The organism is Corynebacterium sp. p3-SID1761, from assembly GCF_055862885.1.
The window spans coordinates 26,278-46,328 of the sequence record NZ_JBSQBJ010000017.1 but is presented as its reverse complement, the minus strand read 5'-3'; the positions used below and the strand labels follow the sequence as shown (position 1 = coordinate 46,328).

The 20,051-nt window shown below is 62.0% G+C and carries 16 protein-coding genes, 1 tRNA gene and 1 other RNA gene; 10 read left to right on the top strand and 8 right to left on the bottom strand.

The genetic code is table 11. The features are described from left to right. Nucleotides 1-240: 240 nt before the first annotated feature. Complete coding sequence (locus tag ACWXWJ_RS08485; protein ID WP_473964131.1) at nucleotides 241-2,910, top strand: MMPL family transporter; 2,670 nt, start codon at nucleotides 241-243, stop codon at nucleotides 2,908-2,910. 58 nt (nucleotides 2,911-2,968) lie between these two features. Here ACWXWJ_RS08485 and tgt read toward each other — a convergent pair whose 3' ends face one another. Both tgt and ACWXWJ_RS08475 read right to left on the bottom strand, forming a co-directional pair. Next, nucleotides 2,969-4,549 carry a tRNA guanosine(34) transglycosylase Tgt gene (tgt, locus tag ACWXWJ_RS08480; RefSeq protein WP_473964130.1) on the bottom strand — a complete coding sequence of 527 codons (1,581 nt, stop codon included), beginning with the start codon at nucleotides 4,547-4,549 and terminating at the stop codon, nucleotides 2,969-2,971. A 460-nt stretch (nucleotides 4,550-5,009) separates the two neighbouring features. Then, on the bottom strand, nucleotides 5,010-6,119 hold the full coding sequence (locus tag ACWXWJ_RS08475; RefSeq protein ID WP_473964129.1) for a hypothetical protein: 1,110 nt from the start codon (nucleotides 6,117-6,119) through the stop codon (nucleotides 5,010-5,012). Between the two features lie 95 nt (nucleotides 6,120-6,214). Here ACWXWJ_RS08475 and gluQRS point away from each other — a divergent pair, with 95 nt between their 5' ends. Next, a complete protein-coding gene (gene gluQRS / locus ACWXWJ_RS08470; protein ID WP_448307742.1) occupies nucleotides 6,215-7,219 on the top strand; it encodes a tRNA glutamyl-Q(34) synthetase GluQRS in 1,005 nt (334 codons plus the stop codon). Here the strand turns inward: gluQRS and ACWXWJ_RS08465 are convergent. Next, nucleotides 7,216-8,061: a crotonase/enoyl-CoA hydratase family protein gene (locus ACWXWJ_RS08465; protein WP_473964128.1), complete on the bottom strand. Its 846-nt coding sequence runs from the start codon at nucleotides 8,059-8,061 to the stop codon at nucleotides 7,216-7,218. The genes gluQRS and ACWXWJ_RS08465 overlap by 4 nt on opposite strands. Before the next feature lie 106 nt (nucleotides 8,062-8,167). Beyond that, a tRNA-Ser gene (locus ACWXWJ_RS08460) sits at nucleotides 8,168-8,256 on the bottom strand. Nucleotides 8,257-8,420: 164 nt separating this feature from the next. Here ACWXWJ_RS08460 and ffs point away from each other — a divergent pair. Continuing rightward, an RNA gene (ffs, locus tag ACWXWJ_RS08455) (signal recognition particle sRNA small type) lies at nucleotides 8,421-8,515 on the top strand. Between the two features lie 36 nt (nucleotides 8,516-8,551). Here ffs and ACWXWJ_RS08450 read toward each other — a convergent pair. Then, nucleotides 8,552-9,595 (bottom strand): magnesium and cobalt transport protein CorA, encoded by a 1,044-nt coding sequence (locus tag ACWXWJ_RS08450; RefSeq protein WP_011274287.1) that lies wholly within the window; start codon nucleotides 9,593-9,595, stop codon nucleotides 8,552-8,554. Between the two features lie 244 nt (nucleotides 9,596-9,839). Here ACWXWJ_RS08450 and ACWXWJ_RS08445 point away from each other — a divergent pair, with 244 nt between their 5' ends. From ACWXWJ_RS08445 to ACWXWJ_RS08420, 6 genes are all read left to right on the top strand, one after another. Beyond that, complete coding sequence (locus ACWXWJ_RS08445) at nucleotides 9,840-11,084, top strand: aspartate aminotransferase type Ic (RefSeq protein WP_473964133.1); 1,245 nt, start codon at nucleotides 9,840-9,842, stop codon at nucleotides 11,082-11,084. Nucleotides 11,085-11,146: 62 nt separating this feature from the next. After that, nucleotides 11,147-11,833: a hypothetical protein gene (locus ACWXWJ_RS08440; RefSeq protein WP_473964132.1), complete on the top strand. Its 687-nt coding sequence runs from the start codon at nucleotides 11,147-11,149 to the stop codon at nucleotides 11,831-11,833. Nucleotides 11,834-11,877: 44 nt separating this feature from the next. Next, nucleotides 11,878-14,520, top strand: a complete 2,643-nt coding sequence (locus ACWXWJ_RS08435; RefSeq protein ID WP_473964127.1) for a DNA polymerase III subunit gamma and tau — start codon at nucleotides 11,878-11,880, stop codon at nucleotides 14,518-14,520. Between the two features lie 132 nt (nucleotides 14,521-14,652). Next, nucleotides 14,653-14,967, top strand: a complete 315-nt coding sequence (locus tag ACWXWJ_RS08430) for a YbaB/EbfC family nucleoid-associated protein (RefSeq protein ID WP_293790906.1) — start codon at nucleotides 14,653-14,655, stop codon at nucleotides 14,965-14,967. Nucleotides 14,968-14,997: 30 nt separating this feature from the next. Continuing rightward, nucleotides 14,998-15,717, top strand: a complete 720-nt coding sequence (gene recR, locus ACWXWJ_RS08425) for a recombination mediator RecR (RefSeq protein ID WP_293790905.1) — start codon at nucleotides 14,998-15,000, stop codon at nucleotides 15,715-15,717. A gap of 59 nt (nucleotides 15,718-15,776) precedes the next feature. Beyond that, complete coding sequence (locus tag ACWXWJ_RS08420; RefSeq protein WP_473964126.1) at nucleotides 15,777-16,208, top strand: DoxX family protein; 432 nt, start codon at nucleotides 15,777-15,779, stop codon at nucleotides 16,206-16,208. On the opposite strand, the gene ACWXWJ_RS08415 is transcribed toward ACWXWJ_RS08420, so the two are convergent. The 3 genes from ACWXWJ_RS08415 to ACWXWJ_RS08405 form a co-directional block, all read right to left on the bottom strand. After that, a complete protein-coding gene (locus ACWXWJ_RS08415; protein WP_448307745.1) occupies nucleotides 16,205-17,014 on the bottom strand; it encodes a type 1 glutamine amidotransferase in 810 nt (269 codons plus the stop codon). The genes ACWXWJ_RS08420 and ACWXWJ_RS08415 overlap by 4 nt on opposite strands. Then, the gene (locus tag ACWXWJ_RS08410; RefSeq protein ID WP_448307746.1) at nucleotides 17,015-18,424 is read right to left on the bottom strand and encodes a MurT ligase domain-containing protein; all 1,410 of its coding nucleotides are present in this window, start codon (nucleotides 18,422-18,424) and stop codon (nucleotides 17,015-17,017) included. A 66-nt stretch (nucleotides 18,425-18,490) separates the two neighbouring features. Further along, complete coding sequence (locus tag ACWXWJ_RS08405; protein WP_005292343.1) at nucleotides 18,491-18,838, bottom strand: ArsR/SmtB family transcription factor; 348 nt, start codon at nucleotides 18,836-18,838, stop codon at nucleotides 18,491-18,493. A gap of 105 nt (nucleotides 18,839-18,943) precedes the next feature. On the opposite strand from ACWXWJ_RS08405, the gene arsB reads away from it, so the two are divergent. Beyond that, complete coding sequence (gene arsB, locus ACWXWJ_RS08400; protein WP_293790902.1) at nucleotides 18,944-20,050, top strand: ACR3 family arsenite efflux transporter; 1,107 nt, start codon at nucleotides 18,944-18,946, stop codon at nucleotides 20,048-20,050. Nucleotide 20,051: the final 1 nt, after the last annotated feature.

The following is a 20,051-nucleotide window of genomic DNA, read 5'->3' as shown; positions in this document are numbered from 1 at the left end:
GTGGTGTGTGGTCTGGGGTTATGGTGGCATGCGGACACACTTTTCTTTACTTAACCCGTTTTCTTTTAGTTGTGGGGCGCTGCAGAGCCCGCCAGCCTGGTTGGAAACTTCTGCAACACGCGTAACATTGGTAACATTCCACCTGCGGATTTAGCTACGGTAGGATGTATATTTCGAGAACTATCTGCGAATGTTGCGCAGCTCAACTACACACCTCACAAGCCGGCGGAAGGTCAACCAGTGGCGAAAATCCTGTTTAACCTTGGGCGATGGTCCTACCTACACAAAAAGCGGGTGATCGCCGCCTGGCTACTGCTCCTCGTCGGCATCGCCGCAGCCGCCCTCGGGTTCCAAAAGGGCTTCAACGACGTTTTTGAAATCAAAGACGTCCCCTCCACACATGCCACCGAGATGCTGCAGGAGAAATTCCCAGGCACCAAGAACCCGGCTGAATCCACCGACGTCAACGTAGTCTTTGAAGCCCCCGACGGGAAGAAACTCGAAGACCCAGAGCTGATGGCGGCGATGGATGAGACTGTGGCGTCGCTGAAGAACAACGTGCCCGACTTCAAAGAGGGCATGCAGTTCGGCAACCCCGTAACCCTCAACAAGAAGCTCGGCACGATGCTGGTCGAGCAGATGACGAAGCAAGGGCTGCCCGAAGCTACCGCGAAGTCCGACGCCGAGAATCTGCGGATGTACTCCGCCGACGGGCGCTACGGCACCATGTCTTTCAGCTACGATGTGCCCCTGCCTGCCGACGTGACCAAAGAAGACCGCCAGGCGGTGTACGACGCTATCCAGGTCTCGCGCGACGCGGGCATGACCGTGGAGGTCGGCGGCCCCGGCTTCGGCGATCCGATCGCTGTCGAACCGATCTCCGAGATCGCGGGCGTGGTGGTCGCGCTCGTTATTCTGGCCTTTACATTTGGCTCGCTGCTGGCGGCGGGATTGCCGCTGATTACCGCGATTGTGGGTGTGGGTATCGGCGCACTCGTGACGGTGGGGGCGACGGCATTCCTGCCGTTGAACTCCATCACCCCGACGCTGGGGCTGATGATTGGCCTGGCCGTTGGCATCGACTACGCGCTGTTCATCATGTCGCGCTACCGCGACGAACTGCGGCAGGGGCGCTCGCGCCCGGATGCGATTGGTTTGGCCTCAGGCACCGCGGGTTCGGCAGTGGTGTTCGCCGGGCTGACCGTGACCGTCGCGCTGCTGGGCCTGCGCCTGGCGAACATCCCATTCCTGTCGTACATGGGATACTTCGCGGCCGTTAGCGTGGTTGTCGCCGTGGTCGTGGCGCTGACGTTCCTGCCTGCTGTGCTTGGTGCGTGCGGCTCGCGGGTCTTTCGTAAGGACGCCACGTTCGGGTCGCAGTACGCCTCCGCCCTCGCGGGGGAGGATGCGGCGCACGGGTACTTCACCGGTGGTCCAGCGGGGCTGGGCAACCGAAGCGGGCGTGCTGTACGCGCTGATGCAGAGGGCGACGGGGCTGGCGCAACCGCGGCGGCTACGGCGCGCGCGGTGCGCGGCGAGCGCCAGCGCGTGGACGACAATAAGCGCAAGCACGGCTTGGCGAGCCGGTGGATCAGGATGGTGTACAACTTCCCTGGCATTTCCATTGCAGTGGTCATGCTGGCGTTGGCAGCGCTGACCCTGCCCGCGCTGAATCTGCAGCTTTCGCTGCCGAATGACAAGACGTCCAACGTGGACTCCACCCAGCGCAAGGCCGCCGAGATGACAGAGGCCGGCTTTGGGCCAGGGCGCAACGCCCCGTTCCTGGTGGTAGTCAACGGCGAGAATGCAAACCCGGATTCGCCCGCACTTGCCACCTACATCACCGGCCAGGCGGACATGCAGGCCAACAAGCCGGCTGAGGGCGAGGCTGGGCAGGGCGAGGCAAGTCAGAGCGCGGCTGAACAGGGCGAGGCTGGGCAGGGTGCTGGCGACTTGCGCAAGGCCGCCGCGCAGGCGTCATTCATGTACACGATGGAGAACCTCGGCAGCAACATCCATGTGAAGCATGCACAGCTGATCGGCCAGAGTGAAGACGGGCTGACCGCGCAACTGCTGATCACGCCCGAGGGCGGGCCGACCGACGAAGGCACCGCCGCATTGATCCATGCGTTGCGTAGCCAACAGAGCGTGATCGAGAACGAAACCGGCGTGGACATGGGCATCACCGGCCTGATCCCCATTCAGCAGGACGTTACGACACAACTTTCAAACGCCATGCCGGTGTACTTGGCGCTGGTTGTCGGCTTGGCGCTGGTTCTGCTGCTGATGATTTTCCGCAGCATCACCGTGCCGATCATGGCCGCACTCGGGTTCCTGCTCTCCGTCGGTGGCGCCTTCGGCCTGACCGTGCTGGTGTGGCAGGAAGGCTGGGGCGGCCTGTGGGACTCGCCGGGACCACTGATCAGCTTTATGCCGATCTTCCTCATCGGCGTGACCTTTGGTCTGGCGATGGATTACCAGGTGTTTATCGTTTCGCGCATGCGAGAACGCTTCAAGCACGAATCCTTCGAGGCTGCCAAAAGCTCCAAGTACACACCCGTGGAAGACTCCGTGATCTTCGGCTTCGGCATGGGTGCGAAGGTTGTGACGGTGGCGGCGCTCATTATGATCGGCGTATTCGCCAGCTTCATTTTCCAGCCACTGCCGTTCGTGCAGATCTTCGGCTTCGCACTGGGCGCTGCCGTGCTATTCGATGCATTTCTGGTGCGCATGACATTCATCCCCGCCATGATGATGCTGCTTGGCAAAGCCACCTGGTACATGCCCAAGTGGCTGGATCGCGTGCTGCCGACCTTTGACATTGAAGGCTCGCAGCTGGAGCGGGACTTCCGCTCCGGCGCCATTCAGCGCTTCGACAACGAAGGCCGGGCGCTGGAGCGCGTGCGCTAGCGCGCGGGCGCGCGACATGCATTCCCGCGCCTGCCCGCCGACCATCCGGCCTGGCCCGCTAGTGCTGACCCAGACGCTCCTGCCAAGTCGGGCCGTAGTAGCGAGACATGAATTCCTCCCGGAACTCATAGAAACGCCCCTGCTCCATGGATTCGCGGATCCGGTCCACCAGCCCCACCATAAAGTGCAGATTATGCAGCGTGCACAGCGTGCCAGCGAGGAATTCCTTCGCCTTTAGCAGGTGGTGAATGTACGCGCGCGAATAATTCTCCGAGACGTAGCCGCCTACTTCGGCGTCAATAGGAGAAAAATCCCTCTTAAACCGAGCGCCTATAAGATTCAGGCGACCGTCGAGCGTGTACACGCCACCGCGGCGGCCCAGGCGGGTGGGCGCGACGCAATCGAACGTGTCGGCGCCGGCCTCGATCGCGGTGAACAGGTCATCTGGCTCCGATATACCCAGCAGGTGGCGGGGCTTATCCTCCGGGAGTTCCTCGGCGACCCAGCGGACGATCGTGCCGAGGTTTTCCTTCTCCAGCGCGCCGCCGATGCCGAAGCCGCCGAACCCGCGGTTGCCCTGGGCCTCCGCCTCTCGGGAGAGCTCCACCAGGCCGCGCGCTGCCTGCCGCCGCAGATCCTCGTACTGTGCGCCCTGCACCACGCCCCAAAGGGACTGCAGTGGCCGGTGTTGGCGAATGTCCGTCAGGCGCTGGTGTTCCGCCAGGCAGCGGCGGGCCCAGCGGTGCGTGCGGGCGACGGATTCCTCCTGGTAGGAGCGTGTATTCACCAGGGTAGTCAGCTCGTCAAAGGCGAACATGATGTCCGCGCCCAGCTGGTGCTGGATCTGCATCGACACCTCCGGCGTGAAGCGGTGCTTGCTGCCGTCGATGACGCTGCGGAAATCCACGCCGTCCTCGTCCACCACAGCCATGCGCTTCTTTTGCTGCTGGATGATGTCTGCCTCGCTGCGGCCTTTTGTGTCCATGGCCAGGACTTTTTTGTAGCCCACGCCGAGGCTCATGACCTGGAAGCCGCCGGAGTCCGTGTACGTCGGTCCGTGCCAGTTCTCAAATTCCGCGAGCCCGCCGCCTTCGTCTACGATGTCTGGCCCCGGCTGCAGATATAGGTGGTACGCGTTCGAAAGCATGGCCTGCGCACCCGTCGATCGCACCTGCTCGGGCGTGAGGGTCTTCACCGTTGCTTTTGTCGCCACCGGGATGAACGCGGGGGTGCGGATCGTCCCATGCGGTGTTTCTATGACGCCCGTACGCCCCAGCGGTCCCGCTTCTCCCTTTTCGCGGGAGGGGCCGTGGGTTGTGGTTTCTCCGGTTGTGTCGTCGCTGGTGCTTGCGCTCCCGGCTACGCCTCCGTGGGCTGTGGTTTCTCCGGTTGTGTCGCTGCTGGTGCTTGCGCTCCCGGTTGCGGTTCCGTGGGTTGTGGCCTCTCCGGTTGTGTCGCTGCTGGTGCTTGCGTTCCCGGCTACGCCTCCGTGGGCTGTGCGTGTGCTGGCGCCTCGCGCGCCGAGGCTGTCAGCCAAGCGAGTGCATACCTTAAAAGACAGGTCCGCTGCAGCACTTTGGAGTCCCTGACCTGCGCGAACGTCATTGTCTGCGCCGGTGTTTTCCTGATCATCGGTCATGGCACCCCAGTTTATCGTCCGCTTCGCTGTTTCCACTTTCCGCGCTGCCGATTCCCCGCCGTCCCCAACCTCGGCGCTACCGTTCCCAACCTCGGCGCTCTCATTCTCCGTCCTCGCGCCACTCACCCCGCCGTTTCTTGCTCCCTTTCGCGGGCGCCCCCCCCGAAAGCCGTCACATCAACCCCATCGGTCACACATCGCGCAGCTGCTGGCTCGGGCTAAAGTGTGGATGTCCAAAATCTACGAGTTATTGAAAGTAGCGAGTGTGCAGCACAAAATTGCGACGCTCTGACCTGTGCAAATAGATTAGTTATATTTTAAGACGTGGAATTCTGGACATTCCGCGTCGTGAGTGTCGGAAAATGTGCAAAACCTCCCCTGCTCGCCTGGCTGATCGGCGCGCCCCCGCCCCTGCCGGCGCATCAAAAATCGCTTAAACGGGCTGAGAATCGCTTAGCCGTCACGGGGCTTCCCACGCTGGCACGCCTCCCCGGTAGTTGGCGGCGGGAAACTCGAGCCCATGCTGCGTCATCTGCCTGTGGATCCTGCATATGTCTGCCACGGCAGTGCCGTCGCGGAAGTTATCGCGGTCCACTCGGTAAATCCGCGCACCGAGATTCTGCAGTTTGCGCTCTCGTGCCCGCTCGCTGATGATTTGCCGCGCTGCGAACACCTCTTCGTTGACCATCCCGCCAGGCAGGCCACCGGACAGGCCGCTGGACATCCTGACGGACAGGCCACCGGACAGGCCGCCGGCCTGACCGGGTTGGTACTTGCTCTGACCGTCGTATTCGATCACCAGCCCGCACGGATAGAAAAAGTCCACCCGACCTGCGAAGTAGCCCTCGTAGTGCAGCTCCACTTGTTGCATAGGCGCAGGTAGTCTGGCCTCCCAGAGCTTCACCTTCAGCGCGGATTCCCGTGGACTCTCGGACGCGCCATTGATCAGCCGAAGCGCTTCCCTCGCCTTCGCAATCCTCCGGAGTCTCCGCAGTCCGTTTGCGTCGGCGCGCAATTCCGCTATGAACTCCGGAGTTCCCAGTCCGCCCATTGCGGCTCGGGCTGCGAACTCTGCGGCCACGACTGCGTCTGCCACACTGTGCCACCGAGCGAGATCGATGATCGTATCGTTAACGCCGGTGAGCCGCACCTCCCGCAATCCGTTCGAGGTTTCTATTTGCAGCGTTTCAGCACGTTTGGCGGCGGTCGCGTGCAATGGCCGTGGGGTTCGGAGCTGCAGTTTCGCGGTTGTCCCTTCCGGCGGATGGAAGCCGATCTCCGCGTTCGGGTCAGCCCGCCTGGCGATCGGCAGCCCCCACATCAACGCTGCGGACTGTCCGCAGAGGATCCCGTTCGTGCAGCTCAGCACATGTGCAATCCCGTGTAGTCGCAGTTTATCGTCGCGCGACAGTGCCTCCCATCGCGCGCGCTCGGCGTAGATCCCCGGCGCAATCTTGTAGTACCGCTGCCCGCGCCCGAGTCCACGCCGTGCGCCGGGCGGGAGTCTCTTCCCCTCTATAAGCAGCGTTGTGGTTTTTGCTTCGTGACGCCCCCACGTCTCCAAACCCACATTCCCCCTAAAGGTCTGAACCATCCCCCTTTGGCTTAAAAGTATTGCAGACCCGCGGGTAGCCTTGCCAGGGAAGCGGAACAGGAGGCGTTGGCATGGAGGATCTGATGCAGCGAGGGGCGGGGCGGTACGCGCCCAGCCCCTCCGGGGATCTGCACCTGGGGAATTTTCGGACTGCTGTGCTGGCGTGGATGTTCGCGAAGCATGAAGGCCGCGAGTTTCGGATGCGCGTCGACGATATTGATGCTCAGAGGTCCTCTGAAGCCGCTGCGCATCAGCAACTACTGGACCTTTCCACTATGGGGATCACTTACGATGGGGAAATTCGGCGTCAACAAGAAACCTGGTCGGAGTACGAAAAAGCGTTAAACGATCTGCGCGAACAAGGGCTCGTGTACGAGTGCTATTGCTCGCGGAAGGACATCGCGGAGGCAGTTCGTGCGCCGCACGCCGCACCGGGGGCATACCCGGGAACGTGTCGAGACTTAGGAGAGTCGGCGCGGGCGGCGAAGCGCGCGGAGCTGGCGGAGCGGGGGCGCGTACCGGCACTGAGACTGCGCGCGAGCGTTGAAGAATGGGAAGTCCGCGAAAGCTTTGCTGCAGGCCGGCGTGGGGGCGGAGCGTACCGCGGGGTGGTGGATGACATGGTGCTGCGGCGCGGTGGAAACGCTCCCAAGGGCGCGGGCAATGCCGGCGCTGTCGGCCACGAGGCGGTGAACCGGGATTACGCCTACAACCTGGCAGTTGTCGTCGATGATGCGCTGGCCGGGGTGGGGCAGGTTGTGCGCGGGGATGACCTGCTGAGCTCCGCCCCTCGGCAGGCGTACCTTGCGCACCTGTTGGGACTTCCACCTGTGGAGTATGTACACGTTCCGCTGGTGAGGGGACCCGACGGGAAGCGTTTGGCGAAGCGGGACGGGGCCGTCACGCTTCGGGACTTCCCCGGCGGGGCGGAAGGGATGTTGCTGTGGATCGCGGAATCGCTGGGGCCGGCGGTGGATATCCGCGCGGCCGGAGGGGTGCAACCCGCCGAGCTGCTGGCGACCTTCGAGCCGGAGCTGTTGCCCCGCGAGCCAGTCACCTGGACACCTGTGGATTAGCGCACCGCGCGGGGGCGGAACTTCGGCGGGACCTTCTTCTGCGCAGCCTTCCGCGCTATAGCCGCATTTTTGCTGACCAGCAGCCGTGCCTGGCGCAACCGCTCCTTGGCGAAGGTACGCCGCGGCCCAAGTTCCCACGTCTCGTCGACCAGCTTCTTCGCCAAGGCCACCGAATCCGGCGAGCGTTCGATGATCTTTCGCGCTAGTTCTTCTGCTGCTGCCAGCGGATCCTCGGCCACCTCGGCCAGACCTAGCTCCGCGGCGCGTTCCCCGGAGAAGATCTCCCCGGTCATGGCCAGCTTCTTCACCACGTCAACCGGCAGCAATTGCTTGAGGGACATGATCCCCGACATGTCCGGCACCAGGCCCCATTTAGCTTCCAACACGGACCAGTGGGCGTCATTGCTAGTAAACCTAAAGTCCGCACCAAGAGCGATCTGGACACCACCGCCGAAACAGTAGCCCTCTACCGCGGCAATCACCGGAAACGGCAGACGACGCCACGCCCACGGCGCTTCCTGGAAAGTGTTGGTGCCGCGCAGGGGACGCGGGATGAAATGCGAAAGCATACGGGGTGGGCTTTTCAGGGTATCCGCGAAGTCCAGACCGGAAGAGAAATTGCCATCTGTGCCGGAGAGGATGACGGCGCGGACGGAGCGGTCGCGGCGCAGCGTGTGAGCGGTATCGATGAGCTGCTGGAGCAGGTCGATCGTCAGAGAGTTCAGCTTGTTGGGGCGGTTCAGGCGGACGTGAACGAGGCCGGGAATGGACTCGGAGTATTCCGTGGTGACGAGAGGGGCAGTGGTGGGGGGAGTGCTCGTCGGCGTGCTCGGTGCGTTCATGCATTCCAAACTAAGGCACGGGCCGGGGAGTGCGGGCGGGTTTGGTGAATCAGTGGGAATGCGAAAAGGGCGCCCCCGAAAAAGTTTCGGGAGCACCGGTTTCAGATGGCGGAGGATGTGGGATTTGAACCCACGAGGGATGTGACTCCCGCACGCGTTCCAGGCGTGTGACATAGGCCGCTAGTCGAATCCTCCATGCCGAACGGCAGAGCTAAAAGCAATGGCTCTGACGTACTCGTGACAGGTTACACAACGCGGCCTGTGGTTTCCAAATCGGGTGCTGGCGCCTGGAAAGTGGGCGTCAATAGGGAAGAAGAGTAGGCCTTTGGAACAACGAGCGCACGTGCGTTACTATGGGCAACGGATTCCGCGCGGCGTGTATCTTGTGAACTCCCCCAGGGCAGGAATGCAGCAAGGGTCAACGAGCTCTGACGGGTGCGCGGGGTCCCCTTTTATCTATAACCGGGGGACTTGGGGCTCGGGAGCTGGGCTATAGCCAGTTGTTGTGTTTAAACCACCACCACATCAACGCGACTACGCCAACCATCGCCGCTAAGCAGACGTAGTACGCGTAGTGCCACTGCAGCTCAGGCATGTTTTCGAAGTTCATGCCGTACACACCCGCAATCATTGTCGGGGCGGCGGCCATACCGACGACCGCGGAAATCGTGCGCATATCTTGGTTTTGACGCAAGGAAATGATCGCCGAACCCGCCTGAATAAGGGACGATAGGCGCTCGTCGAAGGAATCGATCTTGTCCTTTGCCAACATGGCGTGATCCAGCACATCGCGGAAGAAGGCCCGAATCTGCTTGGACGTGAGATCCTTATGATTTTGAATCAACGCGCGCAGGGCGGGGATCAGTGGGTCGATAGCATGCCGCATTTCCAAGATCTCGCGCTTGAGGGTGTAGATGTTCTCGATGTCGAACTCGTCCCGGAGGGTGAAGACTTCCTCTTCGAGATCATCGACCCGGGTTTCGAGCTGTTCGGCGATGCGTGTGTACTCGTCGACTAGATAATCCGAGATAGCCCACGCAATAGAGAGCGGCCCTTTGCTGCGTAGCTCCGGGGCCTGGTGGAGCCGCATCTCAGGGTTGGGGAGATCCGTGCCGTGGGAAATGACGATGATGAACTTCCGGCCAATGACCATCTGCACTTCGCCGGTTTGAATGATGTCGCGCCGGTCGATGATGTCCTGGTTATCCGCATATTGGACGGAGCGGATGACAGAAAACAGCTGATCCTCGTAGCGCTCCACCTTTGCACGCTGGTGGGCATTGACGGCGTCTTCAACAATCAGTTCGTCGACGCCATAGCGCTGGGCGACACGCAACATCTGTTCCTCGGAGGGCTCCTCCAGGGTCACCATGACAAAGTCCTGACTGGTGCCATCCGACAGCTCCTCGATGTCCTTGAGAGCCGTGATGTAGTTGGCCTGACCTGGGTACTGCTTGCCCTGTACATAAAGGCGACACTCGCGGATAGCTCGTTCGACGGGGACCCGGATCCGGTTTGGTTCGTGCTTTGCCATGGTGAGTCCTTTCCAACTAAACCCGGTGGTTCGCGCGGTGCTACACCGCTGCTTGTCCCTCGCAGCCTGTCGATATCCTAACCGTCAGCCCGTAGCACTGCAGATGTGGGTGCCGGTGCGCTGTCCGAGGGTTCAGTTAGACTTGCACACAAAGCTAAATCCAGTACGGCTAAATCCAGTACGCCACAAGCGGGAGAGACATTTTATGAACATCGATAACGTCAACACCGACCTCCTCCTCAGCATGAAAGAGGATGTGCGCCAGGCTTACGAAGAACTACATTCTAAGGGCTTGAACCTGGATCTCACGCGCGGCAAGCCGTCGGCGGAGCAGCTCGATTTCTCGGTTGATCTGCTGAGCCTGCCGGGGGAGAACTTCACCTCCCCTTCGGGATTGGATGTACGCAACTACGGCGGTGGCGTAGGACTGACCGAGATTCGCGAGCTGTGGGCCGATGTGCTGGGTCTGCCGGTGGAGAACGTCATCGCTGGCGATTCCTCCAGCCTGAACATCATGTTCGACCTCATCAGTTGGGCATACACCTTCGGCACAAACGATTCTGAGCGTCCATGGTCTGCGGAAGAAAAGCTCAAGTGGATCTGCCCTGTGCCGGGCTACGACCGCCACCATTCCATTACGGAACTATTCGGCTTTGAGATGGTTACCGTCGATATGACAGACGAAGGCCCCGACATGGATCAGGTACGCGAGCTGGCGAAGGATCCGGCGGTCAAGGGCATGTGGGCCGTGCCGATGTTCGCCAACCCGACTGGTGTGACCTACTCCCAGCAGACTGCGGAGGCCCTGGCTGCAATGGAAACCGGTGCGCCGGATTTCCGCATCGTGTGGGACAACGCCTACGCAGTCCACACCCTGACCGACGAGTTCCCAGAGATCATCAACATCCTCGACGTAGCCGAGAAGGCGGGCAACCCGAACCGTTTCTGGGCTATGTCTTCCACCTCCAAGATCACTCTCGCGGGCTCTGGCCTAGCCTTCTTTGCTTCCTCCACGGAGAACCTGGAGTGGTACAAGAAGATCGCGAACGTGCGCGGTATCGGGCCGAACAAGGTCAACCAGCTTGCCCACCTACAGTTCCTGAAGGATGCCGAGGGCGTACGCGACCTCATGCGCAAGCACGCAGGTTCGCTGGGACCGAAATTCACCCGTGTGGTGGAGATCCTGGAGCGCCGCCTGGGCGAGGCCAATGTTGCCGAGTGGACCGTGCCGGAGGGTGGCTACTTCATTTCTGTGAACCTGCTAGATGGCACCGCTTCTCGGGTGGTGGAGCTGGCCAAGAAGGCCGGCGTGGCCCTCACCGCAGCGGGCTCTACATACCCGCTGAAGCAGGATCCCAACGACCGCAATCTGCGCCTGGCTCCCTCCATGCCGACGATCGAGCAACTAGAGGTTGCCATGGATGGCTTCGCCACCTGTGTGCTTTACGCCGCCATTGAGATGGTCGAGCACGCCGCCGGGCAGCGCTAGATCCCACTGGAACCAACCAAGGGTTAGCCCCACAGTGAGCGCCATTAAGCAGGAGGATCGCCATTAACACCGAAGAAACATTCGTTTGGGTTCAGGGGTTGCTGCCCGGCGAGCCGACCATCGCACGCCGCAGGATCAACGATTCCTTCCCCGAGTTCGCTGTCGCCGAGGTGTTTCTTGGTGACGCCCCCACGGATCAAAACCCCTCATCCCAGGATGGCGCTGTAGAGGCCGTGCTGGCTGAGACGGTTGCCATGACCATCGACGCGGGGCGCATGGAATCCGGCCTGCAGACCGAGGACGGTTCCGATCTGCGCGTCGAATTGCTGACGGTGGTCAGCGGACACGACGATACCGCTGCTGATTTGTTGGCACATGCAGCCTCGATGATCTCCCAGGATCCAACTCACTGGCCGCCGCAACCCGGCACGCTCCTGCCCGACGTTGTCCAGCAGATGGACGCGGAATCCGAGCGGAAGATCACCGCCCGCAATGGCCTGTTGGTTGTGCCGTACGTATGGGACGATGGCGTGCCGCACGTTCACGAAGTCACCTCTGGCGGAGCGAGCCGCCACTCCAAGGAAGATGACGCGGACGTGGAGTTCACGCACCCTGGCCGACTGACCATCGCAGCTCAGCTGGTGATGCTCACCGATGAAGAGCTGGAGCTGGCGCAGACGGCCGGTGTAGCCGCGGTGCAGGAGCGGTTGGTACGTGAGGGCGTCAATATCAATAACATCTGGCGCTAGACCAACCGTAATGGGTCGTCGCAGGCGGAATGTAGGCTAGGTTCGTGGCACTTTATAGGAAATACCGTCCGGCAACATTTGCCGAGGTCGTGGGGCAATCTCACGTGACCGAACCGCTGTCCGTGGCGCTGGATAGCGGGCGGATTAACCACGCATATCTGTTTTCGGGGCCGCGCGGTTGCGGTAAGACTTCCTCCGCGCGCATTTTGGCGCGCTCTCTGAACTGCGTAAAGGGGCCGACGTCTACGCCGTGCGGGGTGTGCGAGTCTTGCGTATCGTTGGCGCCGGGCGGGCCGGGAAACCTGGACGTCACAGAGCTGGACGCGGCGACGCATAACGGTGTGGACGATATGCGTGAACTGCGCGAACGTGCTTTCTACGCGCCAGCGGAATCGCGCTACCGGGTGTTTATTATCGACGAGGCGCACATGATCTCCACGGCAGGTTTCAATGCTCTGCTGAAGATTGTGGAGGAGCCACCGGAGCACCTGATCTTCATCTTCGCCACGACTGAGCCGGAAAAGCTGCTGCAGACGATTCGTTCGCGTACCCACAACTATCCCTTCCGCTTGCTGGCACCGCCGGATATGCGCGGGCTATTGGAATCGGTGGTGTCCGGTGAAGGCGTGCCGGTGGAAGATGCCGTATATCCGCTGGTTATCCGTGCGGGCGGCGGGTCGCCACGCGATTCGCTATCCATCATGGATCAGCTGCTCGCCGGTGCCGGGCCGGAAGGCGTGACATATAACCGCGCGCTGGCTCTGCTGGGAGTGACGGATTCCACCCTGATCGACCGTGCCGTGGACGCGCTGGCGGAGCATGACTCCGCGGCATTGTTCGCCGTAGTCGACGAGGTGATCGATGCAGGCTATGACCCGCGCAGATTCGGCGAGGACTTGTTGGATCGTTTCCGTGACTTGTTGGTCGTGCAGGCTGTGCCGGATGCCTTTGACCGGGGGCTGGTAAATGCGCCGGAGGAGTCCCGTGAGACTTTGCGTGAGCAGTCGGAGAAGATGGGGCAAGCGACGCTGACCCGCTGTGCTTCCCTGGTAAATGAAGGGCTGGCACAAATGCGCGGGGCGACGGCGCCGCGACTGCTGCTGGAGATTCTATGTGCCCGCATGGCGCTGCCCGCTGCGGGTATGACAGTGGAAGCACTGGCGCAGCGCGTGGAGGCTTTGGAAAAGGGGCGCGGAGGCGCAGCTACCAGCGCGGGTACCGGCACCGGTGTGCGCGGTAGTCGAGCGGAAATGTTTGCGCGCAGGAGGAAAGCTGCGACCCAGCCGGATCAGCCAGGCCAACCAGCACAGGAAGAACAGCCCGACGAGCAAGCGCAACAGTCGCAACAGCCGCGGCAGCTACAGCAGCCACAGCAAACACAGCCTGAGCAGCCTAAGCCCGAGGAGACTGGTGCACCGGTCACAGAACCGATTGCAGAGGAAGAATCCCCGGCAATCGCTGAGGCGCGCCGGGCTCGGGACATCATGCAACGCCACCGCAGAGCCGGAGCTGCGGAACAAGCAGGATCAGCTGGACCAGCAGAACCAGTGGTACCAAAGGAGCCGACGGAACCAGTGGCTCCAGCCGCTCAGGCAGAGCCTGCTGCTACGGCAGAATCTACGGAGACGACTGACTCCGCTCCCGCCGAGCCTGCACCGACGGCAATGGACTCGGAAACGTGGGCGCGGATCATGGATGCCGTCCATGACAAGGACCTGAGCGCCTGGATTGCGCTACGGGGAGCAACCCCGCGTGCAACCCAGCCCACTGCGGGCGAACTGCATGTGAACCACCACACCGGATCGTTGGCGCGCCTTGTCGGTGGGCAGAAAAACGCAGGCGTCTACTCGGAGGCGATCAAAACCGTCACGGGGAGCCCAGCCCGCATCGTGGTCTACGTCAGCGGAAAACCTGTTGGGGACGAAGCCGCAGGAGGCGATGTAAAGGGAAAAGCTGAACCGGCGGAGGCTCAGCCCGCCGCCGGTGAGGATCAGGAAACAGCCCCGACGTCCACGGCGCCCACTGCCACTCCTTCCTCCACCCCGGTGAACCCCGTACCAGCGGAAACCCCGATGGATGCGGTAGCCTCCCGCAGCGCCGCCAACAGCACCCTGGAACGAGCCCGCGCGATGGAAGAAGCGATGCGCAAAGCCTCGCACTCTCACCGCAACGGTGGCGCCACGGCCAAGGTCAACGCTAAATCCAATGCTGATGCCAACCAAACGGATACTCCTGCGCAGGACGATCCGAACTCCGGCTGGCGTGCGCGCGCCGAGCGAGCCAAAGCGCGCAAAAAGTACAACATGGAAAATGGCTTTAACGGAGTGCCTTTGCCCGATGAGCCGCCTGCTGATGCTTTTGCCGACGGACCAGTCGACGCCTGGGACGGCAGCGCTGCCGCTTCCGTTGCCAACCCCGCCGACTCAGCTCGGGACTATGCGGCCGATGCTCCGCTACCGCCGGAACCCATGGAGGCCGAACCTCAGCCAGCGGAGAACCTCCCGCAACCCCAACGTGAGATTGGGGGAAAGGAGAGCGAGGGGGCGTCACAAAGAAATGAACAAAGAGAACGCGACGAGCTGCTCGCAGACATCGAGCGCGCCCCCGGCGAGCGCGATCACCGCACACCATTGGAAATCGCAGGTGAGCTGATCGAAAAGAGCCTCGGCGCGGAGCGAGTTCGCTAAGCGTGAACACCACAGCGACCACACGCGACGGCGCCTAACACGCCTGTCGGGACCGACCGGTAGAGTTGTGGAAGAGCAAAATCCAAGCATGGAAAACACCCCATGATAAACACCAACGAAAGGTAAAAACACATGAGCCAGCCAGACATGAACCAGCTAATGCAGCAGGCACAGCAGGTACAGGCACAGCTGCAGGAAGCACAGCGCGAGATCGCAGCTTCCACCGTTAAGGGCGAGGCAGGCAACGGCCTGGTCACCATCTCCGTCGCCGGCACCGGCGAGGTCACCGACATGGAGATCGACCCCAAGATCGTCGACCCAGAAGATATCGACACCCTCAAGGACCTGCTGCTCGGCGCGTTCAAGGATGCGAACCAGAAGTTGCAGACCCTGGCTGAGGAGAAGATGGGCCCGCTGTCCCAGGGCATGAACGGCCTGGGCTTCTAAGCCTTCTAAGAACTCCAAAGAGAGATCTAGTTGTTCGAAGGACCACTACAGGACGTTATCGACGAGTTCTCACGGCTCCCCGGCATCGGGCCAAAAAGCGCACAGCGCATCGCCCTGCACCTGCTGAATGAGGAGCCGGAAGATATCGAACGCTTCCAAAGCGCACTCGGCCGCCTGCAGCGCGGCGTGACGTTCTGCCGTATCTGTCACAACATCTCCCAAGAGGACGTGTGCCGGATCTGTGCGGATTCCCATCGCGACAAGAGCATCATCTGCGTGGTGGAGGAGTCCAAGGATATTCAAGTCATTGAGCGCACCGCGGAGTATCGCGGGCGCTACCACGTGCTCGGCGGGGCGCTTGACCCACTCAACGGAATTGGGCCAAAGGAACTCAACGTAACCCCCTTGGTGCAGCGCATCGGCGGGGCACTGCCGGATGTTGCGCTCGGCGCGAAGGGCAGCGGTGCTTCACTTAGTGACGCCACATCCACCGTCGGTGACGGTTCCCGCACCGGCGACGTGGAAAATGATATCGAGTATGACACAGCCCCCGAGATCGCCGAGGTTATTATCGCCACCGACCCCAACACGGAGGGCGAGGCAACGGCCTCTTATCTAGCTCGCCTGCTGCGTGACTTCCCCGGGCTGAAGGTCACCCGCCTGGCCTCGGGCATCCCGATGGGCGGGGACTTGGAGTTCGTCGACGAGCTCACGCTTTCCCGCGCGTTTGCGGGGCGCACCGCGCTGTAGCCTCTATACCCCTGTCGCCTGTATACCCCCTGTCGCACGGCGGGACTACAGTGGCGCTCATGAGTAAAAACCCTTTGCACAACGCCATCCGTCCGCACCACCTGTCCCGCGCGGCCGGCATTCGCTCCGCCGTATGGGGAACCGTCTTCGGCATCGCAGGCGTGCTGCACTTTGTTAAGCCGGAGGACTTCGACCAGATCGTTCCAGAGGAACTCCCCGGCACCCCGCGCGCCTGGACGCTCGGCTCCGGAGCCATGGAAATCGTCCTGGCCACCAGCATCGCGGCATGTAGCCTGAAGCCCGAATGGCGCCGCGCGCTACGCAGTACAATCGCCCCCGCCGCCGCACTCTTTCTAGTCGGCGTGCTCCCCGGCAACATCAAGATGGCCTGGGACTGGCGCGCCAAACCGCAGCCTGCGCGCGCCATCGCCTTCGCGCGCGTCCCCCTTCAGCTGCCGATGATCCTTAGCGTGGCCAAGCTCGGTGCTTAGAGGCGCTCCTTTCTTAGCGACGCCACCTCACGGTTCAACTGCTCCGCCAGCTCACCCTGGAACTCGGGCAGCTCGTTGAGTGCAACCCCCATCGCGCGGGCGAGCAGCCAGTCCGCCAACTGCGGATTCCTGGCCAGCACGGGGCCATGCATGTACGTTGCCACAACCGAACCCTGCACCGCGCCTTCGGCGCGAGTCTGCCGGTGAGCATCCTCGCCCGATAGCCCGGCGGTCTCCGCACCATGGCTGTCGGTGTTGCCCGTGCCCCGGGTAAGGCGCCCCAGCGGCTCGGCATCCGCGCCCAGGATGGTGGCACCCATGTGGTTGGCAAACCCCGTCAGTGGTTCGGTCAGGCCTGTTTCCCCGCCGATTACGGCGGAGGCTGCCGGGGTGGAGGCGATTTCGCCGATCATGCGCTCGGCGAGTTGAGACGTGGTGGCGTCGATAAGCCCCAGTCCCTCAACGGTGCGACCGTGGCTGGTGAAAGACTCGCCAAACACCTGTAGACCAGCACAAATGGCCAGCACCGGGCGGCCGGCAGTGACGGCCCGGGTAATGCCACCATCGCTGATAAGGTGCTCGGCGGCCAGAACCTGCGCGGTATCCTCGCCGCCACCGACGGTGTAGATGTCGAAGGTCTCTGGGACGGGCTCTCCCAGGTGGATTGGCTGGATCTCCGCCGATATTCCGCGCATACGGGCGCGCTGCCGCAGCACCAAGGCATTGCCATCGTCGCCATAGGTGCCGAGCACGTCGGGCAGGATCAGGCCGATGTTGAGGTCTGCAGGTTTGTTGACGCTGCTCATTTACGCTTCCCCTTCCTTGTCCAGCACCCGCTTCAAATCGCGGAACGCTGTGTAGTTCGCCAGAACCTCCACGCGGCCCGGCGGGCAGGAACGGATCGCCTCGACCGTATCCTTAATCAAATTGTGCTCGACGGCGGCGTAGCCCAGGCGAACAGCCAAATCAGTACCGCGCTCGCCGGCGGCCACCACGTGCACGCCCTCGAAGTTCTCGAAGCGAACGTCCCATAGCCACGACAGGTCCTGCCCGTCGGCAACCTGGCCATTTACGCTGATCACGAGGCTATCGGCGGTGCGATCCACCATGGAAAGTGCCTCTTGCCAACCGGCTGGGTTCTTCGCCAGCATCAGGCGCACCTCGTGGTCGCCGAAGCGCACCACGGAGTAGCGGCCTGCGACATTATCCACCTTCTCAGCCGCGGCGATGGCCTGCTCGGTGGGGATCGGACGGTGCAGCAGTTCTCCCGCGGCCACAGCCGCTGCGACGGCCTGCGTGGCATTGCCGCGGTTCGCGTTGCCGGGAAGGGTTAGATTCATGGGGTGCAGTTGGCCCTCACGGTCGATTAGCCCTTCATCCGTGATTCGCCAATCGGGGGTTGGCCTGCGGAATTCGCGACCGTCCGGGAGTTTCTTTGCGGCGAACCAGTCCACCACGCCATCCTCGCCGGTGCGGTGGATGATCGCGCCTTCGGTGCGCGGGCAGCTGGTGGAATCGCCCGCCCACCCAAAGCCGGCGCTGACCCACTGGACGTTTGGGGAATCCCAGGCGGCGGAGGTGACAGAAACGTCGTCGCAGTTCGCGATGATCTGCATGTGTGGGCGTGCTTCCACGCATGCCCGCAGTGCCCGTTCGATCTTGTTGATCTCGCCCACGCGGTCCAATTGGTCGCGTGAGAGATTCAGCAGCACCAGTACATCTGCGTCCAATTTCTCAGCAATGCTGGGGACGTGCAGCTCATCGACTTCGAGAACCAACGCTTCGGCATCGCGCCCGGCGAGTAGAGCGCTAATAACACCAGCATCCATGTTGTCGCCGCCCTCGTTGGTGCAGACGGTGGCTGCAGAGCGAACGGCGCTGGCCAGCATGCGTGTGGTTGTAGACTTGCCATTCGTGCCCGTGACCAGCACCGTTGGTCGCTTCACGCCACCTTTGCCCGGCCCTAGGCTCGCCATCAGCTGCGGATCGATGGCCCCGCCGACCAGGCCGCCGATCATGCCGCCGGCTCCGCGGCCCGCTTTTCTTGACGCCCACGTGGCCAGTTGCGCCATGCGGATCGCCACGGAGCTGCGGATCCGCTGCAGGCTGGAGCGACGTGCGCCGGCGGGCTGCCGTTCTCCGTGCTGCGTGGAGCGCTGCGTGGCCGTGCGCTGTTCAGTGCCGGGCTGAGCGCCGGTTCGATCTGATTTACCCATGGGGACTAAGTGTACCCGCAGAGGCGTGCTGGAATTTGGAGGCTGGTGCGCCGGAGATGGCGAGCGTTAGTCCATTTGGAGAACAGCGCGAAGTTCAGCGAAGAGTTCGGGCTTTACTAGGTGTGTAACAGTGCGACCTGTTCGGGCCTTGCGGAGCAGACCTGCATCGGTAAGCCGTTTTAGGTGATGTGAGACCGTGGGCTGGCTTAGTCCCGTGATGTCTGTTAGCTGGTTTACGCTGATTGGTTCGCAGCCTTTGGCTGCCAGATGGGAGAGTATTTGCAAGCGGGCGGGGTCGGATAGGACCTTGAACAAGGTGGCATAACGGGTGGCCTCGGGATCCGATAGCGGTCCTTTGCTCAAGGAGCAGCATGTGGAGATGTCTGCGAGCGGAAAAATCTGCGGGGTGGCCATACGGGCATCTTATATTGACAGATATCAATATGTCATTTATATTGACGAGCGTCAATATGTCACTTGGTTTTATATCGACGTGTGTCAATATCTAAGGAAGGTTGCATGACAGCTTCGTTGCGTCCACGGATGTCCTTTTTGGATAGGTTCCTGCCCGTGTGGATTATCCTCGCGATGGTTGCTGGGCTGCTCGTTAACCGGGTGGTGCCAGAAATCGGAACGAAGCTAGGGGAACTGGAGGTGGGAGGGATCTCGCTTCCGATCGCACTCGGCCTGCTGGTCATGATGTATCCGCCGCTAGCGAAGGTTCGCTACGACAAAACCCGGCAGATTGCGGCGGATAAGCGCCTGATGGCGGTTTCCCTCGCCCTCAACTGGGTCGTTGGGCCCGCGTTGATGTTCACCCTGGCCTGGGTATGTTTGCCCGACGAGCCTGAGCTGCGCACCGGGCTGATTATCGTCGGCCTAGCCCGGTGCATCGCGATGGTTCTGGTGTGGTCGGAGCTGTCCTGCGGGGATAGAGAGGTGACCGCCGTCCTTGTGGCGATCAACTCTGTGTTCCAAGTGCTCATGTTTGGAGTGCTGGGCTGGTTTTATCTGCAGATTCTCCCTGGCTGGCTGGGGCTTCCTACAACCTCGGCAGACTTTTCCTTCTGGTCGATCGTGGTATCCGTCCTGGTTTTCCTGGGTATCCCGTTGACGGCTGGCTTGGCTTCCCGCGTGCTCGGGGAGAGGCTGAAGGGGCAGCAGTGGTACGAGGAAAAGTTCTTGCCCGCGGTTTCTCCCCTCGCGCTGATCGGCCTGCTTTATACGATCGTGCTTCTGTTTGCGCTGCAGGGAGAGCAGATTACGGACCACCCGTGGACGGTGGCTCGCACGGCGGTCCCGCTGGTGGCCTACTTCGCTGGAATGTTTGCCCTGGCGCTGGCTGTGTCCAAGGCTGCGGGGTTGAATTACGCCCAGTCGGCCTCTGTGTCTTTTACCGCTGCGGGCAACAACTTCGAGCTTGCCATCGCCGTGTCTATCGGTACTTTTGGTGCGACCTCTGCGCAGGCACTGGCTGGAACGGTCGGCCCGCTGATCGAGATTCCGGTGCTAGTCGGTCTGGTCTACGTCATGCTGTGGGTGGGGCCTAAGCTCTTCAACGGCGATCCGACACTGCCCGTGCGGCACAGCAGTCCAGCACGTTCCGTCTCGATGGGGGAGGATTAAA